Origin of the sequence: Nitrosomonas europaea (assembly GCF_900167395.1) — a bacterium.
Taxonomy (GTDB): domain Bacteria; phylum Pseudomonadota; class Gammaproteobacteria; order Burkholderiales; family Nitrosomonadaceae; genus Nitrosomonas; species Nitrosomonas europaea.
In genome coordinates, this window is the sequence record NZ_FUWK01000027.1 from 1 (window position 1) to 20464 (window position 20464).

36 protein-coding genes, 1 tRNA gene, 1 other RNA gene and 1 pseudogene are annotated in these 20464 nt (G+C 42.1%); 37 read left to right on the forward strand and 2 right to left on the reverse strand.

The genetic code is table 11. The features are described from left to right. From tuf to B5D58_RS09130, 31 genes and pseudogenes are all read left to right on the forward strand, one after another. On the forward strand, positions 1–918 hold a 918-nt coding region (gene tuf / locus B5D58_RS08980; RefSeq protein WP_078737673.1), incomplete at its 5' end, for an elongation factor Tu. Positions 919–979: 61 nt separating this feature from the next. Next, a complete protein-coding gene (gene rpsJ / locus B5D58_RS08985) occupies positions 980–1288 on the forward strand; it encodes a 30S ribosomal protein S10 (RefSeq protein ID WP_011111035.1) in 309 nt (102 codons plus the stop codon). Between the two features lie 8 nt (positions 1289–1296). Next, positions 1297–1983 (forward strand): 50S ribosomal protein L3, encoded by a 687-nt coding sequence (gene rplC / locus B5D58_RS08990; protein ID WP_256335815.1) that lies wholly within the window; start codon positions 1297–1299, stop codon positions 1981–1983. A 20-nt stretch (positions 1984–2003) separates the two neighbouring features. Beyond that, complete coding sequence (gene rplD, locus B5D58_RS08995; RefSeq protein ID WP_011111037.1) at positions 2004–2624, forward strand: 50S ribosomal protein L4; 621 nt, start codon at positions 2004–2006, stop codon at positions 2622–2624. Continuing rightward, positions 2621–2956: a 50S ribosomal protein L23 gene (rplW, locus tag B5D58_RS09000; protein ID WP_011111038.1), complete on the forward strand. Its 336-nt coding sequence runs from the start codon at positions 2621–2623 to the stop codon at positions 2954–2956. The genes rplD and rplW overlap by 4 nt, the downstream gene beginning before the upstream one ends. Further along, positions 2956–3789 (forward strand): 50S ribosomal protein L2, encoded by an 834-nt coding sequence (gene rplB, locus B5D58_RS09005; protein WP_041356416.1) that lies wholly within the window; start codon positions 2956–2958, stop codon positions 3787–3789. Before rplW ends, rplB begins: the two co-directional genes overlap by 1 nt. Positions 3790–3794: 5 nt before the next feature. After that, positions 3795–4079, forward strand: coding sequence for a 30S ribosomal protein S19 (gene rpsS, locus B5D58_RS09010; protein WP_011111040.1), 285 nt, complete (start codon positions 3795–3797; stop codon positions 4077–4079). A gap of 8 nt (positions 4080–4087) precedes the next feature. Then, a complete protein-coding gene (gene rplV, locus B5D58_RS09015; RefSeq protein WP_011111041.1) occupies positions 4088–4420 on the forward strand; it encodes a 50S ribosomal protein L22 in 333 nt (110 codons plus the stop codon). A 36-nt stretch (positions 4421–4456) separates the two neighbouring features. Then, positions 4457–5083: pseudogene (rpsC, locus tag B5D58_RS09020) on the forward strand (30S ribosomal protein S3); the annotation flags it as partial. 110 nt (positions 5084–5193) lie between these two features. Further along, positions 5194–5610, forward strand: a complete 417-nt coding sequence (gene rplP / locus B5D58_RS09025) for a 50S ribosomal protein L16 (RefSeq protein ID WP_011111043.1) — start codon at positions 5194–5196, stop codon at positions 5608–5610. Positions 5611–5617: 7 nt separating this feature from the next. After that, complete coding sequence (gene rpmC / locus B5D58_RS09030) at positions 5618–5812, forward strand: 50S ribosomal protein L29 (RefSeq protein ID WP_011111044.1); 195 nt, start codon at positions 5618–5620, stop codon at positions 5810–5812. After that, positions 5809–6063 carry a 30S ribosomal protein S17 gene (gene rpsQ, locus B5D58_RS09035; protein ID WP_011111045.1) on the forward strand — a complete coding sequence of 85 codons (255 nt, stop codon included), beginning with the start codon at positions 5809–5811 and terminating at the stop codon, positions 6061–6063. Before rpmC ends, rpsQ begins: the two co-directional genes overlap by 4 nt. A gap of 81 nt (positions 6064–6144) precedes the next feature. After that, on the forward strand, positions 6145–6513 hold the full coding sequence (gene rplN / locus B5D58_RS09040; RefSeq protein ID WP_011111046.1) for a 50S ribosomal protein L14: 369 nt from the start codon (positions 6145–6147) through the stop codon (positions 6511–6513). Between the two features lie 17 nt (positions 6514–6530). Then, on the forward strand, positions 6531–6848 hold the full coding sequence (gene rplX / locus B5D58_RS09045) for a 50S ribosomal protein L24 (RefSeq protein WP_011111047.1): 318 nt from the start codon (positions 6531–6533) through the stop codon (positions 6846–6848). A gap of 14 nt (positions 6849–6862) precedes the next feature. Further along, on the forward strand, positions 6863–7402 hold the full coding sequence (gene rplE, locus B5D58_RS09050; RefSeq protein WP_011111048.1) for a 50S ribosomal protein L5: 540 nt from the start codon (positions 6863–6865) through the stop codon (positions 7400–7402). A gap of 10 nt (positions 7403–7412) precedes the next feature. Further along, complete coding sequence (gene rpsN / locus B5D58_RS09055) at positions 7413–7718, forward strand: 30S ribosomal protein S14 (RefSeq protein ID WP_011111049.1); 306 nt, start codon at positions 7413–7415, stop codon at positions 7716–7718. A gap of 72 nt (positions 7719–7790) precedes the next feature. Then, positions 7791–8186 (forward strand): 30S ribosomal protein S8, encoded by a 396-nt coding sequence (rpsH, locus tag B5D58_RS09060; protein ID WP_011111050.1) that lies wholly within the window; start codon positions 7791–7793, stop codon positions 8184–8186. Positions 8187–8197: 11 nt separating this feature from the next. Then, on the forward strand, positions 8198–8740 hold the full coding sequence (gene rplF, locus B5D58_RS09065; RefSeq protein ID WP_011111051.1) for a 50S ribosomal protein L6: 543 nt from the start codon (positions 8198–8200) through the stop codon (positions 8738–8740). 14 nt (positions 8741–8754) lie between these two features. Beyond that, on the forward strand, positions 8755–9114 hold the full coding sequence (gene rplR, locus B5D58_RS09070) for a 50S ribosomal protein L18 (protein WP_011111052.1): 360 nt from the start codon (positions 8755–8757) through the stop codon (positions 9112–9114). A 16-nt stretch (positions 9115–9130) separates the two neighbouring features. After that, positions 9131–9664 carry a 30S ribosomal protein S5 gene (gene rpsE, locus B5D58_RS09075; protein ID WP_011111053.1) on the forward strand — a complete coding sequence of 178 codons (534 nt, stop codon included), beginning with the start codon at positions 9131–9133 and terminating at the stop codon, positions 9662–9664. Between the two features lie 5 nt (positions 9665–9669). Beyond that, positions 9670–9855, forward strand: a complete 186-nt coding sequence (gene rpmD / locus B5D58_RS09080; protein WP_011111054.1) for a 50S ribosomal protein L30 — start codon at positions 9670–9672, stop codon at positions 9853–9855. A gap of 1 nt (position 9856) precedes the next feature. Further along, complete coding sequence (gene rplO, locus B5D58_RS09085; RefSeq protein WP_011111055.1) at positions 9857–10318, forward strand: 50S ribosomal protein L15; 462 nt, start codon at positions 9857–9859, stop codon at positions 10316–10318. Further along, positions 10308–11633: a preprotein translocase subunit SecY gene (gene secY, locus B5D58_RS09090; RefSeq protein WP_011111056.1), complete on the forward strand. Its 1326-nt coding sequence runs from the start codon at positions 10308–10310 to the stop codon at positions 11631–11633. Before rplO ends, secY begins: the two co-directional genes overlap by 11 nt. Positions 11634–11640: 7 nt before the next feature. Next, complete coding sequence (gene infA, locus B5D58_RS09095; protein WP_011111057.1) at positions 11641–11859, forward strand: translation initiation factor IF-1; 219 nt, start codon at positions 11641–11643, stop codon at positions 11857–11859. A 45-nt stretch (positions 11860–11904) separates the two neighbouring features. Beyond that, the gene (gene rpmJ, locus B5D58_RS09100) at positions 11905–12018 is read left to right on the forward strand and encodes a 50S ribosomal protein L36 (protein ID WP_074671290.1); all 114 of its coding nucleotides are present in this window, start codon (positions 11905–11907) and stop codon (positions 12016–12018) included. A 29-nt stretch (positions 12019–12047) separates the two neighbouring features. Next, positions 12048–12407 carry a 30S ribosomal protein S13 gene (gene rpsM, locus B5D58_RS09105; protein ID WP_011111058.1) on the forward strand — a complete coding sequence of 120 codons (360 nt, stop codon included), beginning with the start codon at positions 12048–12050 and terminating at the stop codon, positions 12405–12407. Positions 12408–12447: 40 nt separating this feature from the next. After that, positions 12448–12837: a 30S ribosomal protein S11 gene (gene rpsK / locus B5D58_RS09110; RefSeq protein ID WP_011111059.1), complete on the forward strand. Its 390-nt coding sequence runs from the start codon at positions 12448–12450 to the stop codon at positions 12835–12837. Positions 12838–12851: 14 nt separating this feature from the next. Beyond that, complete coding sequence (rpsD, locus tag B5D58_RS09115) at positions 12852–13478, forward strand: 30S ribosomal protein S4 (protein ID WP_011111060.1); 627 nt, start codon at positions 12852–12854, stop codon at positions 13476–13478. 29 nt (positions 13479–13507) lie between these two features. Next, entirely contained in the window at positions 13508–14518 is a 1011-nt protein-coding gene (locus tag B5D58_RS09120; protein ID WP_011111061.1) for a DNA-directed RNA polymerase subunit alpha, read from the forward strand. Beyond that, positions 14505–14897, forward strand: coding sequence for a 50S ribosomal protein L17 (gene rplQ / locus B5D58_RS09125; protein WP_011111062.1), 393 nt, complete (start codon positions 14505–14507; stop codon positions 14895–14897). Before B5D58_RS09120 ends, rplQ begins: the two co-directional genes overlap by 14 nt. Before the next feature lie 193 nt (positions 14898–15090). After that, positions 15091–15166: transfer RNA gene (locus B5D58_RS09130), tRNA-Thr, on the forward strand. A 65-nt stretch (positions 15167–15231) separates the two neighbouring features. On the opposite strand, the gene B5D58_RS09135 is transcribed toward B5D58_RS09130, so the two are convergent. Together B5D58_RS09135 and B5D58_RS09140 are read right to left on the reverse strand one after the other, a co-directional pair. Beyond that, positions 15232–15543, reverse strand: coding sequence for an RnfH family protein (locus B5D58_RS09135; RefSeq protein ID WP_011111063.1), 312 nt, complete (start codon positions 15541–15543; stop codon positions 15232–15234). Then, positions 15527–15970: a type II toxin-antitoxin system RatA family toxin gene (locus B5D58_RS09140; protein ID WP_011111064.1), complete on the reverse strand. Its 444-nt coding sequence runs from the start codon at positions 15968–15970 to the stop codon at positions 15527–15529. The genes B5D58_RS09135 and B5D58_RS09140 overlap by 17 nt, the downstream gene beginning before the upstream one ends. Before the next feature lie 95 nt (positions 15971–16065). On the opposite strand from B5D58_RS09140, the gene smpB reads away from it, so the two are divergent. From smpB to B5D58_RS09170, 6 genes are all read left to right on the forward strand, one after another. After that, positions 16066–16521, forward strand: a complete 456-nt coding sequence (gene smpB / locus B5D58_RS09145) for an SsrA-binding protein SmpB (RefSeq protein ID WP_011111065.1) — start codon at positions 16066–16068, stop codon at positions 16519–16521. A gap of 5 nt (positions 16522–16526) precedes the next feature. After that, a complete protein-coding gene (locus tag B5D58_RS09150) occupies positions 16527–17597 on the forward strand; it encodes a COX15/CtaA family protein (protein ID WP_041356421.1) in 1071 nt (356 codons plus the stop codon). 96 nt (positions 17598–17693) lie between these two features. Continuing rightward, a complete protein-coding gene (locus tag B5D58_RS09155; protein WP_011111067.1) occupies positions 17694–18107 on the forward strand; it encodes an RDD family protein in 414 nt (137 codons plus the stop codon). 108 nt (positions 18108–18215) lie between these two features. Next, positions 18216–18314: signal recognition particle sRNA small type (ffs, locus tag B5D58_RS09160), an RNA gene on the forward strand. Positions 18315–18500: 186 nt separating this feature from the next. Beyond that, positions 18501–20078: a DNA polymerase III subunit gamma/tau gene (gene dnaX / locus B5D58_RS09165; protein ID WP_011111068.1), complete on the forward strand. Its 1578-nt coding sequence runs from the start codon at positions 18501–18503 to the stop codon at positions 20076–20078. Positions 20079–20094: 16 nt separating this feature from the next. Continuing rightward, positions 20095–20418, forward strand: coding sequence for a YbaB/EbfC family nucleoid-associated protein (locus B5D58_RS09170; protein WP_011111069.1), 324 nt, complete (start codon positions 20095–20097; stop codon positions 20416–20418). Positions 20419–20464 lie beyond the last annotated feature (46 nt).

Sequence of the window (20464 nt, forward strand, 5' to 3'; positions counted from 1 at the left end):
ATGATTACCGGAGCGGCACAAATGGATGGTGCCATTCTGGTGGTATCAGCAGCTGATGGTCCGATGCCGCAAACGCGTGAGCATATTTTGCTGGCTCGGCAAGTGGGGGTGCCCTACATCATCGTTTTCATGAACAAAGCGGACATGGTAGACGATGCTGAATTGCTTGAACTTGTCGAAATGGAGATACGCGAACTATTGTCCAACTATGATTTTCCGGGTGACGACACACCTATTATCATTGGTTCGGCATTGAAAGCGCTGGAAGGAGATAAGAGTGATATTGGTGAAGCCGCCATTCTGAAATTGGCAGAGGCACTGGATTCGTATATACCGGAGCCAGAAAGGGCAATTGATGGGGCTTTCATCATGCCTGTGGAAGACGTCTTCTCAATCTCTGGGCGTGGGACCGTAGTCACGGGGCGTGTGGAGCGTGGGATAGTCAAAGTAGGTGATGAAATCGAAATCGTTGGATTGAAACCCACGATCAAGACAGTATGTACCGGTGTGGAGATGTTCCGTAAATTGCTGGATCAGGGGCAGGCTGGTGATAACGTGGGTATCCTGTTAAGAGGTACCAAGCGAGAAGAAGTGGAGCGTGGGCAGGTACTTGCCAAACCCGGCAGCATACTGCCACACACCAAGTTTACTGCAGAGATCTATGTGTTGAGCAAAGAAGAGGGTGGTCGTCATACACCATTTTTTGCGGGATATCGCCCACAGTTTTATTTCAGAACAACGGATGTGACAGGATCGATTGAGTTACCGGCAGGTGTTGAGATGGTGATGCCCGGGGATAATATCTCGGTCACAGTCAATCTGATTGCGCCGATTGCAATGGATGAAGGGCTGCGTTTTGCAATCCGTGAAGGTGGACGTACCGTAGGCGCAGGCGTGGTCGCTAAAGTGATCGAATAAATCTGGGATTGGTTGTGGTAACGATCAGGGATACTTTTTAAAAATATACAATCTGTTTTTTATGCAAAATCAAAAAATTCGAATACGCTTAAAGGCATTTGATTATCGCCTGATAGATAAGTCAGCTATTGAAATAGTAGAAACAGCCAAGCGTACAGGTGCAGTTGTCAAGGGTCCTGTTCCACTTCCAACACGTATAGAACGATTTGATGTTTTGCGATCGCCACACGTAAATAAAACTTCTCGAGATCAGTTTGAGATTAGAACGCATTTAAGATTAATGGATATTATTGACCCGACAGATAAGACAGTTGATGCATTAATGAAGCTTGATTTGCCGGCAGGAGTCGATGTTGAAATTAAGCTTTAACTTAATGGTTGGCTGTAACAGGTAAAGATTCATTAAAGAGGAAAATAATGAAACTAGGTTTAATCGGTAAAAAAATAGGTATGACGAGAGTATTTACCGAATCAGGAAACAGCATACCCGTTACTGTTCTTGACGTATCAGGAAATCGTGTGGTCCAGGTTAAAACAGAAGAAAAAGATGGTTATTCGGCGGTACAGCTAACACAGGGATATCGTCGTAAAAATCGGATAACAAAAGCGTTGTCAGGACATTTCTCGCAAGCTGGAGTTGAAGCCGGAACTGTGATCAAGGAGTTTAGAGTTGATCATGATATCGGTAGTGATATAAAAATTGGATCTGAAATCAGTGTTGAACTTTTTGAAGTGGGATCGAAGGTAGATGTATGTGGCATATCAATAGGAAAGGGATATGCTGGTACCATAAAGCGTCATAATTTTTCTTCAAGCAGAGCCAGTCACGGAAATTCAAGATCACATAATGTTCCTGGTTCGATTGGTATGGCGCAAGATCCTGGAAGAGTATTTCCCGGAAAAAAGATGACCGGGCATTTAGGGAATGCACAGTGTACTGTTCAGAATATAGAGGTTGTGCGTGTTGATGCCGGCAGGGGTTTACTATTTTTAAAAGGTTCGGTTCCAGGATCTAAGGGTAATGGTGTTTTTATACGTCCTGGCGTGAAACAGCCAAGTAAATAACAACAGATGAGTGTGAGTAAATGGTTAAAATTCCTTGTATATACGAAAACGGACAAATAGAAGATATAGAAGCATCAGAATCTGTTTTTGGCAGGGTTTATAACGAGGCGTTGGTTCATCAGGTAGTTAAGTCTTATCTGGCGAACGCGAGAGCGGGAACACGTGCTCAGAAAGGGCGTTCAGATGTTACTGGCTCAACGCGGAAACAGTGGAGGCAGAAAGGAACGGGCAGGGCAAGAACAGGTGCCGCGACCAACCCACTCTGGCGTGGAGGTGGAAAAATTTTTCCAAATAAGCCTACAGAAAATTTCAAGCAGAAGTTAAATCGGAAAATGTATCGTGCTGGAATGTGCACAATATTTTCAGAATTATTAAGAAATAACAAGTTGGTGGCTATTGATGAGTTTCAGATAGAGATGCCAAAAACAAAGGTTTGTCTGCAGAAATTAAAAAACTACCAGCTGGAAAATGTGATGATTATTACCAGTGAGATAGATAGCAATCTGTATCTGGCTTCCAGAAATCTTCCAAATCTAAAAGTGGTTGAAGTTGATTTAATAGATCCCGTTAGTTTGCTGGCATATGACAATGTGGTTATTACTCGGGATACGGTCAATAAAATTGAAAATGTGCTGCAATGAGAAATATTACGATAAGTAGTGAAAGAGCATTAGAAGTAATAAAAGCTCCACAGATTTCCGAAAAATCAACTTTTATTGCAGAAAAAACGAAGCAAATCATATTTTATGTTTCGCGCGACGCAAATAAAACTGAAATTAAATCAGCAATTGAACAGATTTGGAGATCACAGAATATTCAGGTTAAGAGTGTGCAAGTGGTGAATGTGAAAGGAAAAAAGAAAAGATTTGGCCGTTATCTTGGACAAAAATCGGATTGGAAAAAAGCATTTGTAAGTCTTAAAGGGGATCGTGAGATAGACTTTACTGATGTTAAATTATTCGAGGATAAATGATGGCACTAAGAAAAACCAAGCCCACCTCACCAGGCAGAAGAGCTGTAATTAAGTCCGTAAATAGTTTTATCTATAAAGGTAAGCCTTTTGCTGCATTAACGGAAAAAAAGAAAAAGAATGCGGGTAGGAACAACTCAGGCAGAATAACGGTACGCCATATTGGTGGCGGACATAAACAACATTATCGTATAGTTGATTTCTGTAGAAATAAGGATGATATTCCTGCAAAAGTTGAACGTATTGAATACGACCCTAATAGAAGTGCTTATATAGCTTTGCTTTGTTATGCCGATGGCGAAAGGCGGTACATCATTGCGGCAAAAGATATTGAGGTCGGCTCGTATTTAGTAAGTGGTTCGAGCTCGCCCATTAAGATGGGTAACGCGATGCCTATACGGAATATACCTGTTGGAAGCGTAATACATTGCATTGAATTGAGACCAGGGAAAGGTGCACAGCTTGCACGGTCAGCCGGGTCATCAGCTCAGCTAATGGCGAAAGAAGGTGATTATTCTCAAATCAGACTAAGGTCGGGTGAGATTAGAAAAATTCATATAAGCTGCAGAGCCACGATAGGTGAAGTAAGCAATTCCGAACATAATTTGCAGTCAATTGGTAAAGCAGGTGCTATCCGATGGAGAGGAGTCAGGCCAACCGTCCGTGGCGTGGCAATGAATCCTATAGATCATCCGCACGGTGGTGGAGAAGGTAAAACAGCTGCAGGACGACATCCTGTCAGTCCTTGGGGAACTCCTTCGAAAGGGTCTCGTACAAGAAAAAATAAACGGACATCTAATATGATTGTTCGTAGTAGATATTCTAAGAAAGGTTAAAAAAAATGAGCCGATCTGTTTCCAAAGGACCGTTTGTCGATCTTCATCTTGTTAATAAGGTTTTATCTGCTCGTCAGAATAATGATAAAAAACCGATCAAAACCTGGTCGAGAAGGTCGACAATACTTCCCGATTTCATTGGCTTAACAATTTCAGTTCACAATGGTAGGCAGCATGTTCCCGTTTTTGTAACTGAAAATATGGTTGGCCATAAACTTGGTGAATTTTCACATACTAGAACGTTTAAAGGTCATGCCGGAGATAAGAAGGCGGCTGGATCTAAACGATAGGATAATATATGGAAACATCCGCAGTTTTACGTAGCGTAAGGTTATCTGCCCAAAAGGGGCGTCTCGTTGCAGATCAAATACGTGGACTACAGGTAGAGCGAGCTATTAGACTTCTGACTTTTAGCCCTAAAAAGGGAGCTTCAATTATTTTAAAGCTTCTTGAGTCGGCTGTAGCAAATGCAGAGCACAATGAAGGTGCAGATATTGATGAATTGAAAATCAGCCAGATTTTCATAGGTCAGGGAGCTACCCTTAAACGTGTAAGTCCGCGTGCGAAAGGGAGGGGTAACCGGATATCGAAACCCACGTGCAACATTTTCTTGACTGTTTCGAATAAATAAAACGAGTCAAGTTTATAAGAGAAGGGTGAATAGTTTATGGGTCAAAAAATTAATCCAACTGGGTTCAGGTTATCAGTTTTAAAAAACTGGTCTTCACGTTGGTATACAAATACAAAGAAGTTTTCGGATTTTTTAAATGAAGACATTAGTGTTAGGCAATATCTTCAAAAGAAACTGGCACATGCTTCAGTTGGAAGTATCATAATTGAACGACCCTCAAAAAATGCGAAGATTACGATACATACGTCACGTCCTGGTGTAGTTATAGGTAAGAAAGGCGAAGATATAGAGATTCTTCGTAGAAATGTCGAAAAATTGATGAATGTACCGGTGCACATCAATATAGAGGAAATACGAAAACCTGAGATTGATGCGCAGCTTATTGCCGCAAGTATTACTCAGCAGCTCGAAAAAAGAATAATGTTCAGAAGGGCGATGAAGAGAGCTATACAGAATGCTATGCGCCTTGGTGCTCAAGGGATAAAAATTATGAGTTCCGGCAGATTAAATGGTATAGAAATAGCTCGAACTGAATGGTATAGAGAAGGCAGGGTGCCACTTCATACGTTACGTGCAGAAGTTGATTACGGAACCTCAGAAGCCAGAACAACATATGGAATCATTGGTGTTAAAGTATGGGTTTTTAAAGGTGAGCAACTTGGTATTAAGGAAAGGCAAAACTAACTTTTAACTCTGCAGTTATCTTGATAGACGCTTACTATTTAAAATTGCAGTTAACATCGTACATCCCGGAATAGCAAAGGAAATATGTAATGTTACAACCCGCCAGAACCAAATTTAGAAAACAGCATAAAGGTCGTAATACTGGCATAGCAACAAGAGGGGCAAAAGTCAGTTTTGGAGAATTTGGGTTAAAAGCCATTGGTCGTGGCAGATTGACTTCAAGACAGATTGAGGCCGCAAGGCGGGCTATGACGCGGCATATTAAACGAGGTGGTCGGATCTGGATAAGAGTATTCCCGGATAAACCTGTTTCGCAGAAACCTGCTGAGGTAAGGATGGGTAAAGGTAAGGGGAATCCTGAGTATTACGTTGCTGAAATTCAACCAGGTAAAATGCTCTATGAAATGGATGGAGTGGATGAGTCACTCGCACGTGAAGCATTTAGGTTGGCTGCAGCAAAACTGCCAATGCAGACCACTTTTGTAATTCGGCATTTGGGGAGTTGATTTTTAAATGAAGGTACAAGAGCTACGGGAAAAAAATCTGTCGGAGTTGGGGAAAGAGCTTCTTTCTCTCAGAAGAGCGCAATTTGGCCTAAGACTGCAACATAGAACACAACAGCTTGCTAACGTATCCCAGATTAATAAAGTTCGTAAAGATATTGCGCGTCTCAAAACAATTATTCGTGAGAAAACAGGACAATTATGAGCTCAGACAATCAAAGCAAGACACTGATTGGACAGGTCGTGAGTGATAAAAGGGATAAAACTGTAACGGTAAGGATCGACAGAAAAGTAAAACATCCTCTGTATGGAAAAATTGTTACGCGCTCAAGTAAATATCACGCACATGATGAGCTCAATCAATATAAACTGGGTGATATTGTAGCCATAAGTGAAACTCGTCCAAAGTCAAAAACTAAGGCTTGGCAGGTAGTTAGAGTAATTAAAGTTAACTGATAGAAATTTTTATTGAGAGTCTTGGTTAATTTCTGTTTGTTAGTCGATACACTAGCCAAATTATAGATAGGAAACTGAAACATGATTCAGATGCAATCATTACTGAAAGTGGCTGATAACACTGGGGCACGTACAGTGATGTGTATTAAAGTCTTGGGCGGTTCAAAAAGAAGGTTTGCCGGGATCGGTGATGTTATCAAGGTCGCTGTAAAAGATGCTGCTCCACGGGGACGTATTAAAAGGGGCGAAGTATATAATGCAGTTATCGTGCGTACTGCAAAGGGAATTCGTAGAGCTGATGGCTCTTTAGTCAAATTTGATACTAACGCAGCAGTAATCCTGAATAATAAGTTAGAGCCAATAGGTACTAGGATTTTTGGTCCGGTTACACGGGAGCTCCGTACGGCAAAATTCATGAAGATTGTTTCACTTGCTCCTGAAGTTATATAAAGGGGAATTTATAGGTCATGAAGAAAATTAGAAAAGGTGACAGTGTAATTGTCATAGCAGGCAAGGATAAAGGTAAGCAATCTACAGTCATCCGATTTCAAAGTACTGAAAGGGTAATAGTGAGAGAGGTAAATAAAGTTAAATCTCATATCAAACCTAATCCTAACAGAAATATTGCTGGTGGGATTGTAGAAACTGAGAAACCTCTGCATATTTCAAATATTGCAATCTTCAATCCCGAAAAAAACAAAGCTGATAGAGTGGGCTTTAGATTTAATGAATCAGGTAATAAAGTACGGTATTTTAAATCTGATGGTACTTTGATAGATTCATAAAAGTGGATAGAGAAATGGCACGATTGCTAGAATATTATAGAGATACGGTTACTAAGGAACTTACACAGAAGTTTAATTATAAGACTGTAATGGAGGTTCCCAAAATTACTAAAATTACCTTGAATATGGGTGTTGGTGAGGCATCCACAGACAAGAAAATTATAGAAAATGCTGTTAGTGATTTGGAAAAAATTTCGGCGCAGAAGCCTGTTGTGACCAAGGCCAGGAAGTCAATTGCCACTTTCAAGGTAAGGCAAGGTTACCCCGTTGGCTGTAAAGTAACTTTACGGGGTGTAAAAATGTACGAATTTTTAGATCGTCTTGTTAACGTTGCGATTCCGCGTATTCGTGATTTTAGGGGAATTCAGGTCAAGGGATTTGATGGGCGTGGAAATTTTAATATGGGAATCAAAGAGCAGATTATCTTTCCTGAGATTGATTACGATAAGATTGATAAAGTGCGTGGTTTAAATATTACTGTTACTACAACTGCCAAGACTGACCAAGAAGCTAGAGCACTTTTATCAGCTTTTAAATTTCCGTTTAAAAATTAAGGGATGTATCGTGGCAAAAAAGTCAATTGTAAACCGGAATTTGAAAAGATTAAAAACTGTTAATAAGTACGCTGCACGTCGTGCAGAGATAGTTTCTATATTGAGAGATGCAGGATCTGATATTGAGGCTAAAGCATCAGCTAGAGATCTTCTTCAGAAATTACCCAGAAATGCCAGTCCGGTTAGGTTGCGGCAACGTTGTGCTTTAACTGGGAGACCAAGGGGAGTATTTAGTAAATTTGGTTTGGGCCGAATCAAGCTGCGTGAGATAGCCATGCGTGGTGAAATTCCAGGACTTATAAAAGCAAGTTGGTAATAATTGAGTTGCGAAGAGATTAAACTCGTAATTAGTTGGTTTCCCGTAAATGAAGAGTAGAATGGTGTATATATGTGCATGACTGATCCTATAGCCGATATGCTTACGCGTATAAGAAATGCTCAATCGGCTGAGCAGAAAGAAATAAAAATGCCTTCTTCAAAATTAAAGAAAGCAATTTTGAAAATATTGAAAGAAGAGGGGTATATTGAGAATTTTCAAGAAGATCCCAATCATAAGAAGCCATCCATTAGCGTAATTCTTAAATATTTTAATGGTGAACCTGTTATTACCTCAATTAGCCGGGTAAGTAAACCTGGATTGAGAAGTTATAAATCAAAGAATGATTTGCCGAGGGTAATGAATGGTTTGGGGGTAGCAATAGTGTCAACTTCCAAGGGAGTTATGACAGAACGTACAGCGAGGATGGCTGGCGTTGGTGGTGAGTTATTGTGTGTGGTTACTTGAGGTAATTATCAATGTCATCAGTTTTTGTAACGACAAAACCTATAGAGATACCAAAATCTGTAGAAGTTCAGTTGACCGAGTTTGGCGTATTTATAAAAGGCCCATTGGGCAGTTTATTTCAAGCTATTGATGCACACAATGCTAAAATTGTTGTGAGTTCTGATCAGTTAACGATTGAGGCTTTAAATGCTACAAAGCAAACTAAGTCGATAGTTGGTACCCTTAAGGCTCTTATATCCAATATGATAAAAGGTGTAACAGCCGGATTTGAAAAAAAACTGCTTATTATTGGAGTTGGATATAAAGCTCAGGCAGCTGGTAATATTCTTAATTTAAATTTAGGTTTCTCTCATCCGGTTGCTTATACGGTTCCAGAAGGTATTAAGGTTGAAACACCGAGCACGACCGAAATTTTGATTAAGGGAATAGATAAACAGAAGGTAGGACAGGTTGCGGCAGAGGTGAGATCGTATCGACGTCCTGAACCTTATAAAGGTAAGGGGATACGTTATTTCGATGAGAAAGTTACGATTAAAGAGACTAAGAAAAAATAAAGTAGGGGCTTGTAATGTTGTTAAATACTAAGCAGATGCGTTTAAGGCGAGCCAAAGCGACTAGAATTAAAATAGGAAACTCAAGGCAGTTTAGATTATCTGTTCATAAGAGCAATAATCATATTTATGCTCAGATTTTAGACCCTTCTTCAAATCGTGTGATTGTTAGTGCTTCTACGGTTGAAGCTGAAGTGAAGAAGCAGTATCCAAGCGGCGGAACAATTGAGGCAGCTAAGTATGTAGGACACTTAGTAGCAAAAAAATCTATTGAATCTCAAATTTATGAAGTAGCATTTGATAGATCAGGTTTTAAGTATCATGGTCGAATAAAAGCTCTTGCTGATGCAGCCAGATCAGCCGGTATGAAGTTTTAAACTAGAGGTAATCAAGGTGACGAAAACAACTAAATCTGCTAATACTAAAACCCCAGATGAGGTAAAAACAGATGGATTGAAAGAAAAAATGGTTTCTGTCAATCGTGTCACCAAAGTGGTAAAAGGTGGAAGGATTCTTGGTTTTGCAGCGTTGACAGTAGTTGGTGATGGAAAAGGTAGTGTTGGTATGGGCAAAGGAAAATCGCGAGAGGTGCCTCTTGCTGTTCAAAAAGCAATGGATGAAGCTCGACAGCGCATGGTTAGAGTTAACCTGATAAATGGGACGCTTCACCACTCTGTAATTGGGCGACATGGTGCAGCTAGAGTATATATGCAACCAGCTTCAGAAGGTACAGGTATTATCGCCGGAGGGCCAATGAGAGCGATTTTTGAAGTGATGGGAGTTCATAATATTTTAGCTAAGTGCTTGGGCTCCACAAATCCTTATAATATTGTACGTGCTACCTTGGATGGATTAAGCAAAGTTCAAACGCCTGCAATGATTGCTGCTAAAAGAGGAAAAAGCATTGACGAGATTACTGGGGCTTGAAGTAAATGGAAAAGCGAAAAACTATAAAGGTAACCTTGGTAAAAAGTTTGATTGGTACAAGGCATAGTCATAGATTGGTCATCAAAGGTATGGGGTTAAGAAGGTTGAACCATACAGTTTCTCTGTGTGATCATCCATCAATAAGAGGAATGATCAACAAAACGGCCTATCTACTAAAAGTAGAGGAATAACGTGAAGCTTAATACAATAAAACCTGGTATTGGATCTGCTAAGCCTAAAAGGCGTGTGGGTCGGGGAATAGGCTCTGGGCTTGGTAAAACATGTGGAAGAGGGCACAAAGGACAGAAATCTCGTGCTGGCGGCTTTCATAAAGTTGGTTTCGAGGGCGGGCAAATGCCATTGCAACGTCGATTGCCAAAGAGAGGCTTTACTGTTTATGGTAAAAAACAGGTGAGGGAGATTAAGCTCTCTACCTTGCAGCTAATTGATTTAAGTGAGTTTAATCCGAGTGTTTTATATGATCATGGCTTGATAAAAAATATAAATGATCCAGTTAAGATTATTCTTGGTAATCAATTAATTAAACGTGCGATTAAGATAAAAGACTTGATAATTTCGCGTGGAGCAAAAGAAGCGGTAGAGCAAATGGGTGGTTTGGTTGAACTAACTGTAAAAGATGTAAATGGTGTCTAAATCTAAAGCTGCTTTGACTGATAGATTCTACGATCTAAAGAAACGGTTCTGGTTCTTAGTATTAGCTCTGATAGTATACCGTATTGGTGCTCATGCCCCTGTTCCGGGGATTGATCCCGTTGTTTTGAAAGATCTGTTTGACTCCCAGGAAGGCGGGATTCTTGGTATGTTTAACATGTTCTCTGGGGGTGCACTGTCGAGGTTCTCTATATTTGCTCTTGGCATCATGCCGTATATATCTGCATCGATCATTATGCAGTTGGGTACTGTAGCAGTGCCTTATTTGGAGTCTTTGAAAAAAGAAGGTGAATCTGGAAGGAAAAAGATTACACAATATACTCGTTACGGTACGTTATTCCTTTCTACATTGCAAAGTTACGGAATCTCTATTGCGCTGCAATCACAACCTGGCTTAGTGATTCAGCCTGGTTTTTATTTTGTTGTTACAACGGTTATTACTCTTGTAACTGGAACCATGTTTCTTATGTGGCTAGGAGAACAGATTACTGAACGTGGCATCGGAAATGGCATTTCACTGATAATTTTTGCAGGAATCGCAGCAGGGCTTCCAAGTGCTATTGGTGGTACTTTAGAATTAGTGAATACTGGTGCAATGCATTTTCTTACAGCATTGTTCATTTTTGTTGCTGCAATAGCAATAACGTATTTTGTTGTATTCATTGAGCGTGGCCAGCGTAAAATTTTGGTTAATTACGCGAAAAGGCAGGTTGGTAAGCAAGTTATGGGTGGTCAATCCTCGCATTTACCATTAAAGCTGAATATGTCTGGAGTCATACCACCGATATTTGCTTCAAGTATCATTCTATTCCCTGCTACGTTGGCTGGTTGGTTCTCGGATAGTCTATCATTGGACTGGTTGAAAGATTTTAGCAGCGCGTTGACACCGGGGCAGCCTATCTATGTTGCGCTATACGCTGCTTTAATTATTTTCTTTTGTTTTTTTTATACTGCACTTGTTTTTAATCCAAAAGAAACGGCTGATAACCTGAAAAAGAGCGGTGCCTTTATACCTGGAATAAGGCCTGGAGATCAAACCACAAGGTATATAGAACGTATTATGTTGAGACTTACATTGATTGGCTCAATATATGTCACATTGGTTTGTCTGCTACCAGAGTTTATGATTCTGAAGTGGAATGTTCCATTTTATTTTGGTGGAACATCGCTATTAATCATAGTAGTAGTTACGATGGATTTCATGGCTCAAGTTCAGTCTCATGTGATGTCTGGCCAATATGAAAGTTTATTAAAGAAAGCCAATTTTAAGGCTGGTGGCAGTAGTTTCTCGCGATAGGTTTTTAATGGCTAAAGAAGAAACTATACAAATGCAGGGTGAGGTTATAGAAACACTCCCGAATGCTACTTTCAGGATAAAGTTAGAAAATGGTCATATTGTGTTAGGTCATATCTCGGGTAAGATGAGGATGAATTATATCCGGATACTACCAGGAGATAAGGTAACGGTTGATTTGACACCTTATGATTTAACGAGAGCTCGGATAACCTTTCGGACTAAATAAAACTTAATCCAACTTTTGATAGTATAAATATATAGTGAGTATTTTATGAAAGTTCGTGCATCAATCAAAAAAATATGTAGGAATTGCAAAATAATAAGGCGGTATGGTGTTGTGCGTGTTATTTGTGTTGATGCTAGGCATAAACAACGTCAAGGCTGAATTTAGTATTTTATGTTAGGGTAGGAAAAATGGCTCGTATAGCAGGTGTTAATTTACCTAGTAACAAGCATGTCAATATAGCATTGACAGCAATTTATGGAATAGGGAACACGACAGCTCGTAAAATTTGTTCTGATTTGCAGATTCCACCTTTTATTAAGCTTAAAGATTTGGAAGATATTAAGCTAGATGAATTAAGAGAATCGGTTTCAAAATTGATTGTTGAGGGGGATCTACGTAGAGAGATCTCGATGAATATCAAAAGATTGATAGACCTTGGCAGTTATCGGGGATTGAGACATCGTCGTGGTTTGCCGGTACGAGGTCAGAGAACTAAAACCAATGCTCGAACCAGAAAAGGGCCACGTAAAGCGATAGGTGCAAAGTAATAAAAATTGTTTCTAATATACTTCTTAAACAAAGAAATTAATGGTAAAGCCTTCATTAAAAATTCGTAAAAAAGTTAAAAAAAATGTTGTTGAGGGGGTGGCGCATATTCACGCCTCCTTCAATAACACAATCGTGACTATTTCTGATCGTCAAGGGAATGCTCTTTCTTGGGCAACATCGGGCGGGGTGGGATTTAAGGGTTCGCGTAAAAGCACCCCATTTGCAGCACAAGTTGCTGCAGAACATGCAGGCAGGGCAGCGCTGGAATACGGCGTTAAAAATTTGGAGGTAAGAGTAAAAGGGCCCGGGCCGGGTCGTGACTCTGCTGTACGAGCTCTCAACGCTACAGGTTTTAAAATTACCAGCATAACCGATGTGACACCCATACCTCACAATGGATGTAGGCCGCCTAAGAAACGTCGTATCTAAGAAGGAGAAAATTTGTGGCCAGAAATATAAATCCAAAGTGTCGTCAGTGTCGTCGTGAAGGTGAAAAGCTGTTTCTCAAGGGGGATAAGTGTTTTAGTGATAAGTGCCCCATAGAACGAAGGAATTATCCACCTGGGCAACATGGACAAAAGAAGGTAAGGTTGTCTGATTACGCAGTGCAGCTCAGGGAAAAGCAGAAAATAAGAAGAATTTATGGACTGCTTGAGAACCAGTTCCGTAATGTTTATAAGCGAGCTGATAAACAAAAAGGTGTTACAGGTGACAATTTATTACAGCTTCTGGAAAGCCGTCTTGATAATGTCGCCTATAATATGGGATTTGGATCTTCCAGATCAGAAGCAAGGCAGATAGTAAGGCATAACTGCGTTCTATTGAACGGAAAAAGAGCAAATATCCCATCTCATTTAGTTGAGCCTGGTGATCTTATTGAAATTGCTGAACATGCAAAGAGCTATTTGAGAATCAAAGCTTCTATCGAAGCAGCCAAACGTCGTAGCATTCCATCTTGGCTGGAGGTGGATTTTGATAACCTCAAGGGCCTTTATAAGAGTAAGCCTGAGCGTAGTGATTTATCTTCGACAATTAACGAATCTTTAGTTGTGGAACTTTATTCCAAGTAGTTGGCACTTTTTTATATATTGGCGTATTTATGTCATCGAATAGTTTTCTGACACCTAGGATTGTAGAGGTACATAATATTTCACCTTTGCATGCGAAGGTCGTAATGGAGCCTTTTGAGCATGGTTTTGGCTATACTTTGGGTAATGCGTTGCGAAGAGTATTGCTATCTTCCATTCCTGGTTGTGCACCAACCAAAGTCAGCATTAGCGGAGTAGTTCATGAATATTCAACAATAGATGGTTTACAAGAGGATGTTGTTGATCTGATACTGAACTTGAAAGGGGTGGTTCTTAAACTTCACAATAATAAGACTCAGTCAGTTCTTACCCTGAAGAAAAGTTCGGAAGGTATTGTCACAGCGGGTGATATTGAAGCTACTCATGATGTAGAAATAGTAAACCCTGATCATGTGATTGCTCATATTACCAGTGGCGGTAAAATTGAGGCTCAAATTACTGTTGAAAAGGGGAGGGGTTATTGGCCTTCTGCTAATCGCAGTAAAGAGGATAAAAGTTCTTCTTCGATTGGGGATATTCTGTTAGATGCTTCTTTCAGTCCGATCAGACGTGTAAGTTACGCTGTGGAAAGTGCTCGTGTTGAACAAAGAACTGATCTAGATAAGCTGATTATCGACATAGAGACAAATGGTTCGGTAGATCCTGAAGAAGCGATACGGTATGCGGCCAAGGTCTTGGTTGAGCAGTTTTCTTTCTTCGCAGACCTTGAAAGTACACCGCTGCCGACAGAACAGCCAAAAGCACCTGTCATCGACCCTATACTATTACGTCCAGTTGATGATTTGGAACTTACAGTACGTTCTGCAAACTGTTTGAAAGTCGAGAATATTTTTTATATTGGTGATTTGATTCAACGAACTGAGGCAGAGCTACTTCGTACTCCTAATTTGGGAAGGAAGTCACTTAATGAAATTAAAGAAGTTCTTGCTTCTCGTGATTTATCCTTGGGTATGAAATTAGAAAATTGGCCACCAGCTAATTTGGAAAACTATATAAAGGAACCCGGTCATGCGTCATCGTAATGGTTTACGGAAGTTAAACCGTACTTCAAGCCATCGGTTGGCTATGTTCAGGAATCTTACAAATTCATTACTTGAACATGAAATTATTAAAACTACGCTTCCAAAAGCTAAAGAACTTCGACGTGTCGTTGAACCGGTGATTACTTTGGGTAAGAATCCCTCGCTTGCAGGCAAGCGCTTGGCGTTTGACAGACTGAGAAATAGAGATAATGTAATTAAGATATTCTCTGAGTTGGGGCCTCGCTACCAAAACCGGAATGGAGGCTATATAAGGATCCTAAAGTGTGGTTTCAGGAGAGGTGATAATGCCCCAATGGCTATCGTAGAATTGTTGGATAGACCTGAAGCTGGCATCATTTCTAATGATTCAGCAGATTAAGTAATTATCTTCTCATTTAGAATCTGTTTGGACCTGCTTCTTTATACGTAGTTAACCAAGTTGCCGGATAAATCGCCCCAGTTCAGAATTTTTGATAAATGATGAGTTGGGGTGTTTTTAATTTCTACAATTGAAATTCAGTAATAAAATATTTTTGCTAGAAGTCAGCAATTAATATAAATATTTCCCGCGAGCCGCAGTAACTCAGTTGGTAGAGTAGCTGATTCGTAATCAGCAAGTCGGAGGTTCGACTCCTCTCTGCGGCACCAAAATACCGCATCGATATTGCTACAATACTTTTAACCAGGGCTACAGTAACTCTCTCTGGTAACCTCTATTTTTGCCCCTTTGTAAGACGATCTGATTTCAGTCTGCGCTTTTCTTTTGGATCGATAACGAGAGGCCTGTATATTTCGATACGGTCATTCTGATGGAGGATTGTTTCCGGGTCGGTGATTTTCCCATGGATCCCTGTTTTGAGTGCGGTACTATCACTTCCAGGATAGAAATTCTCTACGCCGGAAAGTTTGATTGCCTGGTACATTGAAGTACCCATTGGAACTTGAAGTCGCCTGAGGAATTGTCGTTGAGGAAGTGCAAAGGCGACTTCTATGGTGATTGATTCCTTCCTAGATGCTGGGACCATAAATTTTTTCTGCTTGTTCTACAAAGGCTTCTACAAAATTATTAGCAATGACATAAAATACCGGGCCAACCAGTTTCTCAAGCAATTTATGTGAGAATGTGTAATGTAATTGGAACTCGATCTTACAGGCATTCTCCGACAAAGGGATAAATCGCCAATAGCCGTTCAGTTTTTCGAAGGGTCCTTCCACGAGTTCCATTTTGATCAGTTCGGGCGGATGGCGTGTGTTCTTTGTGGTAAAGCTATGCTTGATGTGATGATAATCAATATGAACGGTTGCCTGTGCCGTTTCATTATCTTCCATAAGCTTCATTGAAGCACCTGAACACCACGGTAGAAAATCCGGATAGTTTTCTACCGTATCCACCAGACGAAACATCTGACTCGCTGAATAACCTACCAGTACTGTTTTTTCTATTTCAGCCATAACGCCATATTCCCTTATTCAGGGCGTAAGGATACTAAAAACTGATACACTAAACGAAAATTTTTCATAAGCAAATTTTCTTTCCGTTGTACTCGATGAGCATTGTGCAAAATAAAAAAGCTTTTCACGATTATTTTATCGAGGAAAAGTATGAGGCCGGCATTGTGCTTGAAGGATGGGAGGTTAAAGCAATCCGCGCTGGACGAGCTCAGTTGAAAGAAGCCTATATACTGATCCGCAAAGGTGAGTTGTTTCTTATCGGGAGCCATATAAGTCCATTAGCAACGGCGTCAACTCATGTAAATCCTGATCCGGTTAAAACGCGCAAACTGTTGTTGCATGCATCACAAATAAGAGAGCTCATCGGTAAGGTGGAACGTGCCGGATATACCCTGATTCCGCTAGATATGCATTATAAATCAGGTAGAATCAAGCTGGAAATTGGCCTCGCGCGAGGCAAAAAACAATACGACAAACGCGAAACTGAAAAACGTAAGGAATGGGAGCGTGACAAGCAGCGTTTGTTGCGTATACGACGCTCCTCTGATTGATATTTATGCAAACAAGTTCATATCACTCCGTAACTTCTGTAATTTTCGATAAGAATACTCAAAACCATACTTCCATTGCGATTTGGCTGCTGATTTGCTGTGCGCTGGTATTTGCCATGGTCGTTGTTGGGGGGGTAACACGTCTGACAGGTTCCGGGTTGTCTATCGTTGAGTGGAAACCCATAGTAGGAACTATCCCGCCCATCAGTCAGGGAGACTGGGAGATTCTGCTGGAAAAATATCGTCAGATTCCGCAGTATGAGCAGATTAACAAAGGCATGACGCTGGATGAATTCAAGGGCATATTCTGGTGGGAGTATTTTCACCGTTTACTTGGTCGTCTGATCGGTTTGGTTTATTTCGTCCCGTTTGTCTATTTCATGGTGCGCAAGCGCGTTGATCGTGTGCTTGGTACCAAGCTGCTGGGTATATTTGTACTGGGTGGCCTGCAGGGTTTAATGGGCTGGTACATGGTCATGAGTGGATTAGCGGATAATGTCTATGTCAGTCAATACCGGTTGACCGCACACCTTGGTCTTGCCTTCATTATTTATGCAGCCATGTTCTGGGTGGCAACCGGCCTACTCTCTCCAGTGAATACGCATTCAGCAGATCCTGCATCTGTGCGCAAGCTCGGACGATTTGCCAGGATACTGACCGGACTGATATTTTTTATGGTGTTGTCCGGCGGACTGGTAGCAGGGATTCACGCCGGGAAAGCGTACAATACATTTCCCCTGATGGATGGTTTTTTTATTCCTCCTGCCTTATTCGTACTGGAGCCCTGGTACCGGAACTTCTTCGATAATATTACTACGGTACAGTTTGATCATCGTATGATCGCCTGGCTGCTGATGTTTACTATTCCATTATTCTGGTTCAAAGCAAGACAATTATCTTTATCGTGGTCTGGTCGGCTAGCCTGTCATCTGCTGCTGATTATGCTATGTACTCAAGTTGCACTGGGGATCACCACACTGTTGCTGTCGGTTCCGCTGACATTTGCTGCAGCACATCAGGCAGGCGCCGTATTGCTGTTCACCGCTGCATTATGGGTCTGTCGCAAGCTGAGCTGACTCAGTCTGTTTTCTGGTCAGCCTGGTAGCGATACGCCTATTCCAATATATGAAATTTCAGAGTGAAACAAATAACCAGCATAAGGGGATGTGCTGATGGAAGGATCAGTACCAGGTTTCTGGCGTCGTATGCTGGCATTGGCTTATGAGTCCTTACTGTTACTAGGAGTATGGTTCATCGCTGCCTTCCTGTTTCATCTCCTTTTTCGAGATCCCACAGCCGAATACTTCAGGCCGCTGTTCCAGTTTTACCTGTTAATTGTCGGTGGTATTTACTTTATCTGGTTCTGGACACACAGTGGCCAGACTCTGGCCATGCAGACCTGGAAATTACGCCTTGTTTCTGCAAATAATGGAAAAGTCACTACACAGCAGGCCATGGTTCGTTACCTGATGGCAGTAATAGGCATCAGTTTTCTGGGGTTTGGGCTATTATGGGCTTTGTTTGATCGTAATCGGCAATTCCTGCACGACAGGGTGGCTGGTACACGGATCATAAGACTTGGATGAATGTAGAAGTGATGGCTGCTTCCATTATTGTGGTGTCAAGGTATACCAATTCTCGCAGCTGTAAAACAAGCTGTATTCAAGCGGCCGCTTGAGGTAGAATGAGCGCTTGGCGGGCCTCCCCGCATTGTGAGGTAGTGAATCTGGTCAGATCCGGAAGGAAGCAGCCACAGCTATTTTTCGCAAGTGCCGGGGGTTCGGCTCGCCACCCGTATTATTCCATTTCTAAATCAAAACTAACTTTGTCGGCTTCGCCTAGCCGTATTATTTATACTGTCTGCGGCTCGCCTTCGTGTCATTTTTGATTTGGGAATGGAATTAGTACAATTGCAGATTTGTTTCCCGGCAGTTTCGCCATCATCCTGATCGCAATAATCATCTTTTCGATAGAAAACCTTGACGGATTCTCAGGTACTTGCCCGCAAGTGGCGTCCCAAAGATTTTTCGGAGCTGGTCGGACAAGAACATGTTGTCAGAGCGCTGATCAACTCGATGGAACAGAACCGGCTGCATCACGCCTATCTGTTTACGGGTACACGCGGAGTCGGCAAAACAACAGTAGCCAGAATACTGGCGAAGGCATTGAATTGTGAGCAGGGGGTTACGGCTGCACCTTGCGGGAAATGTGCAGCCTGTATGGCGATCGACCAGGGAAATTTCATTGATCTGATCGAGCTGGATGCAGCCTCCAATACTCAAGTGGATGCCATGCGGGAACTGCTGGATAATGCGCAATATGCACCGGTTGCCGCACGCTATAAGGTCTATCTGATCGACGAGGTCCACATGCTTTCCAGATCGGCATTCAATGCAATGCTTAAAACACTGGAAGAGCCGCCGGAACACGTCAAATTCATTCTTGCAACTACCGATCCCCAGAAGATTCCCGTGACCGTGTTGTCACGCTGTCTGCAATTCAATCTGAAGCAGATACCTCCTTCCCTGATTGTGGAGCGCCTGACCGAGATTCTTTCCATGGAAGGGATTCCTGCGGATGCTGCTGGCTTGAGATTGCTGGCACAGGCTGCAAAAGGCAGTCTGCGTGATGCGTTGAGTTTGCTCGATCAGGCTATTGCATTCGGTAATAGCGTAGTGAATGAATCAGATACCCGTGCGATGCTGGGAGTGCTGGATCAGGATCATATATTTGCATTGCTGGAAGCACTGGCAGAGCAGAATGGCGCAGCGATATTTGCCATTGCAGATCAGCTGGAAGCAGCAAGTGTATCGTTCGACCAGGCTTTGCAGGATCTGGCAGCGTTGCTTCATCGTCTGGCAACAGCACAGGTCATCCCACAGATGCTCGATGAAACACAGCCGGACGGTGACAGACTGCTTGCACTGACAAAACGGTTCAGTCCCGAGGATATCCAATTGTTTTATCAGATTGTACTGCACGGGCGCACCGATCTCGCCCATGCGCCGGACGAATACAGTGGCTTTACCATGACACTGATGCGGATGCTGGCTTTTATGCCGGATTCCCGGCAACCTGGCAGAGCCTATGCAGATACCGGTACGGATCACGCGCGTGAAGTGAAAGTTGAAGCACCGTCCTGCCCCCGGGAGGCGAAGCCAGTGTCAGATCAATCTCCAAATGAAGCCTGGCTTGCGCTGGTGAACCAGCTCAAACTGAGCGGGATGACGCGAATGCTGGCGCAATACAGTGAGGCAAAATCTTTCTCAGAAAGCAGAATCGAGTTGTATGTTGCAGAAATGCATAAACATCTGCTGGAAAAATCCTACCAGGACAGATTGAGATCTCAGCTCGAAATTCACTTTGGCAAACCAGTCGAAGTGATTTTTTCCCAGGGTAGTATTACTGGTGTGACTTCGGCTGCGCTGCAGGATCGTGACAAACTTGCCAGGCAATCCAAGGCAGTTGAAGCGATTGAATCAGATCCCTACGTGCAGGAGCTGATCGAACAGTTCGATGCCAGATTAAATGTTTCTTCCATTAAACCGATCGACTAACGGAGATTTTAAATTGATGAAAGCCAATTTGGGTAATCTGATGAAGCAGGCCCAGCAAATGCAGGAAAATATGAAGGCCATGCAGGAAAAGCTGGCGGCGATAGAGGTAGAAGGTCAGGCGGGAGCAGGGATGGTCAAAGTGACCATGACCTGTCGCTATGATGTGAAACGGGTCAATATCGACAGCAGCCTGATCGGTGATGACAAGGAAATGCTGGAGGATCTGGTGGCCGCTGCCGTGAATGATGCGGTGCGCCGAGTGGAAACCGTAACACAGGAAAAAATGGCGAGTGTGGCCGGCGGTTTGGGATTACCCGCGGGAATGAAATTCCCTTTCTGAACTAAATCTGGTCACGTATTCCTGACGGGCCGGCTCAAACACAGGA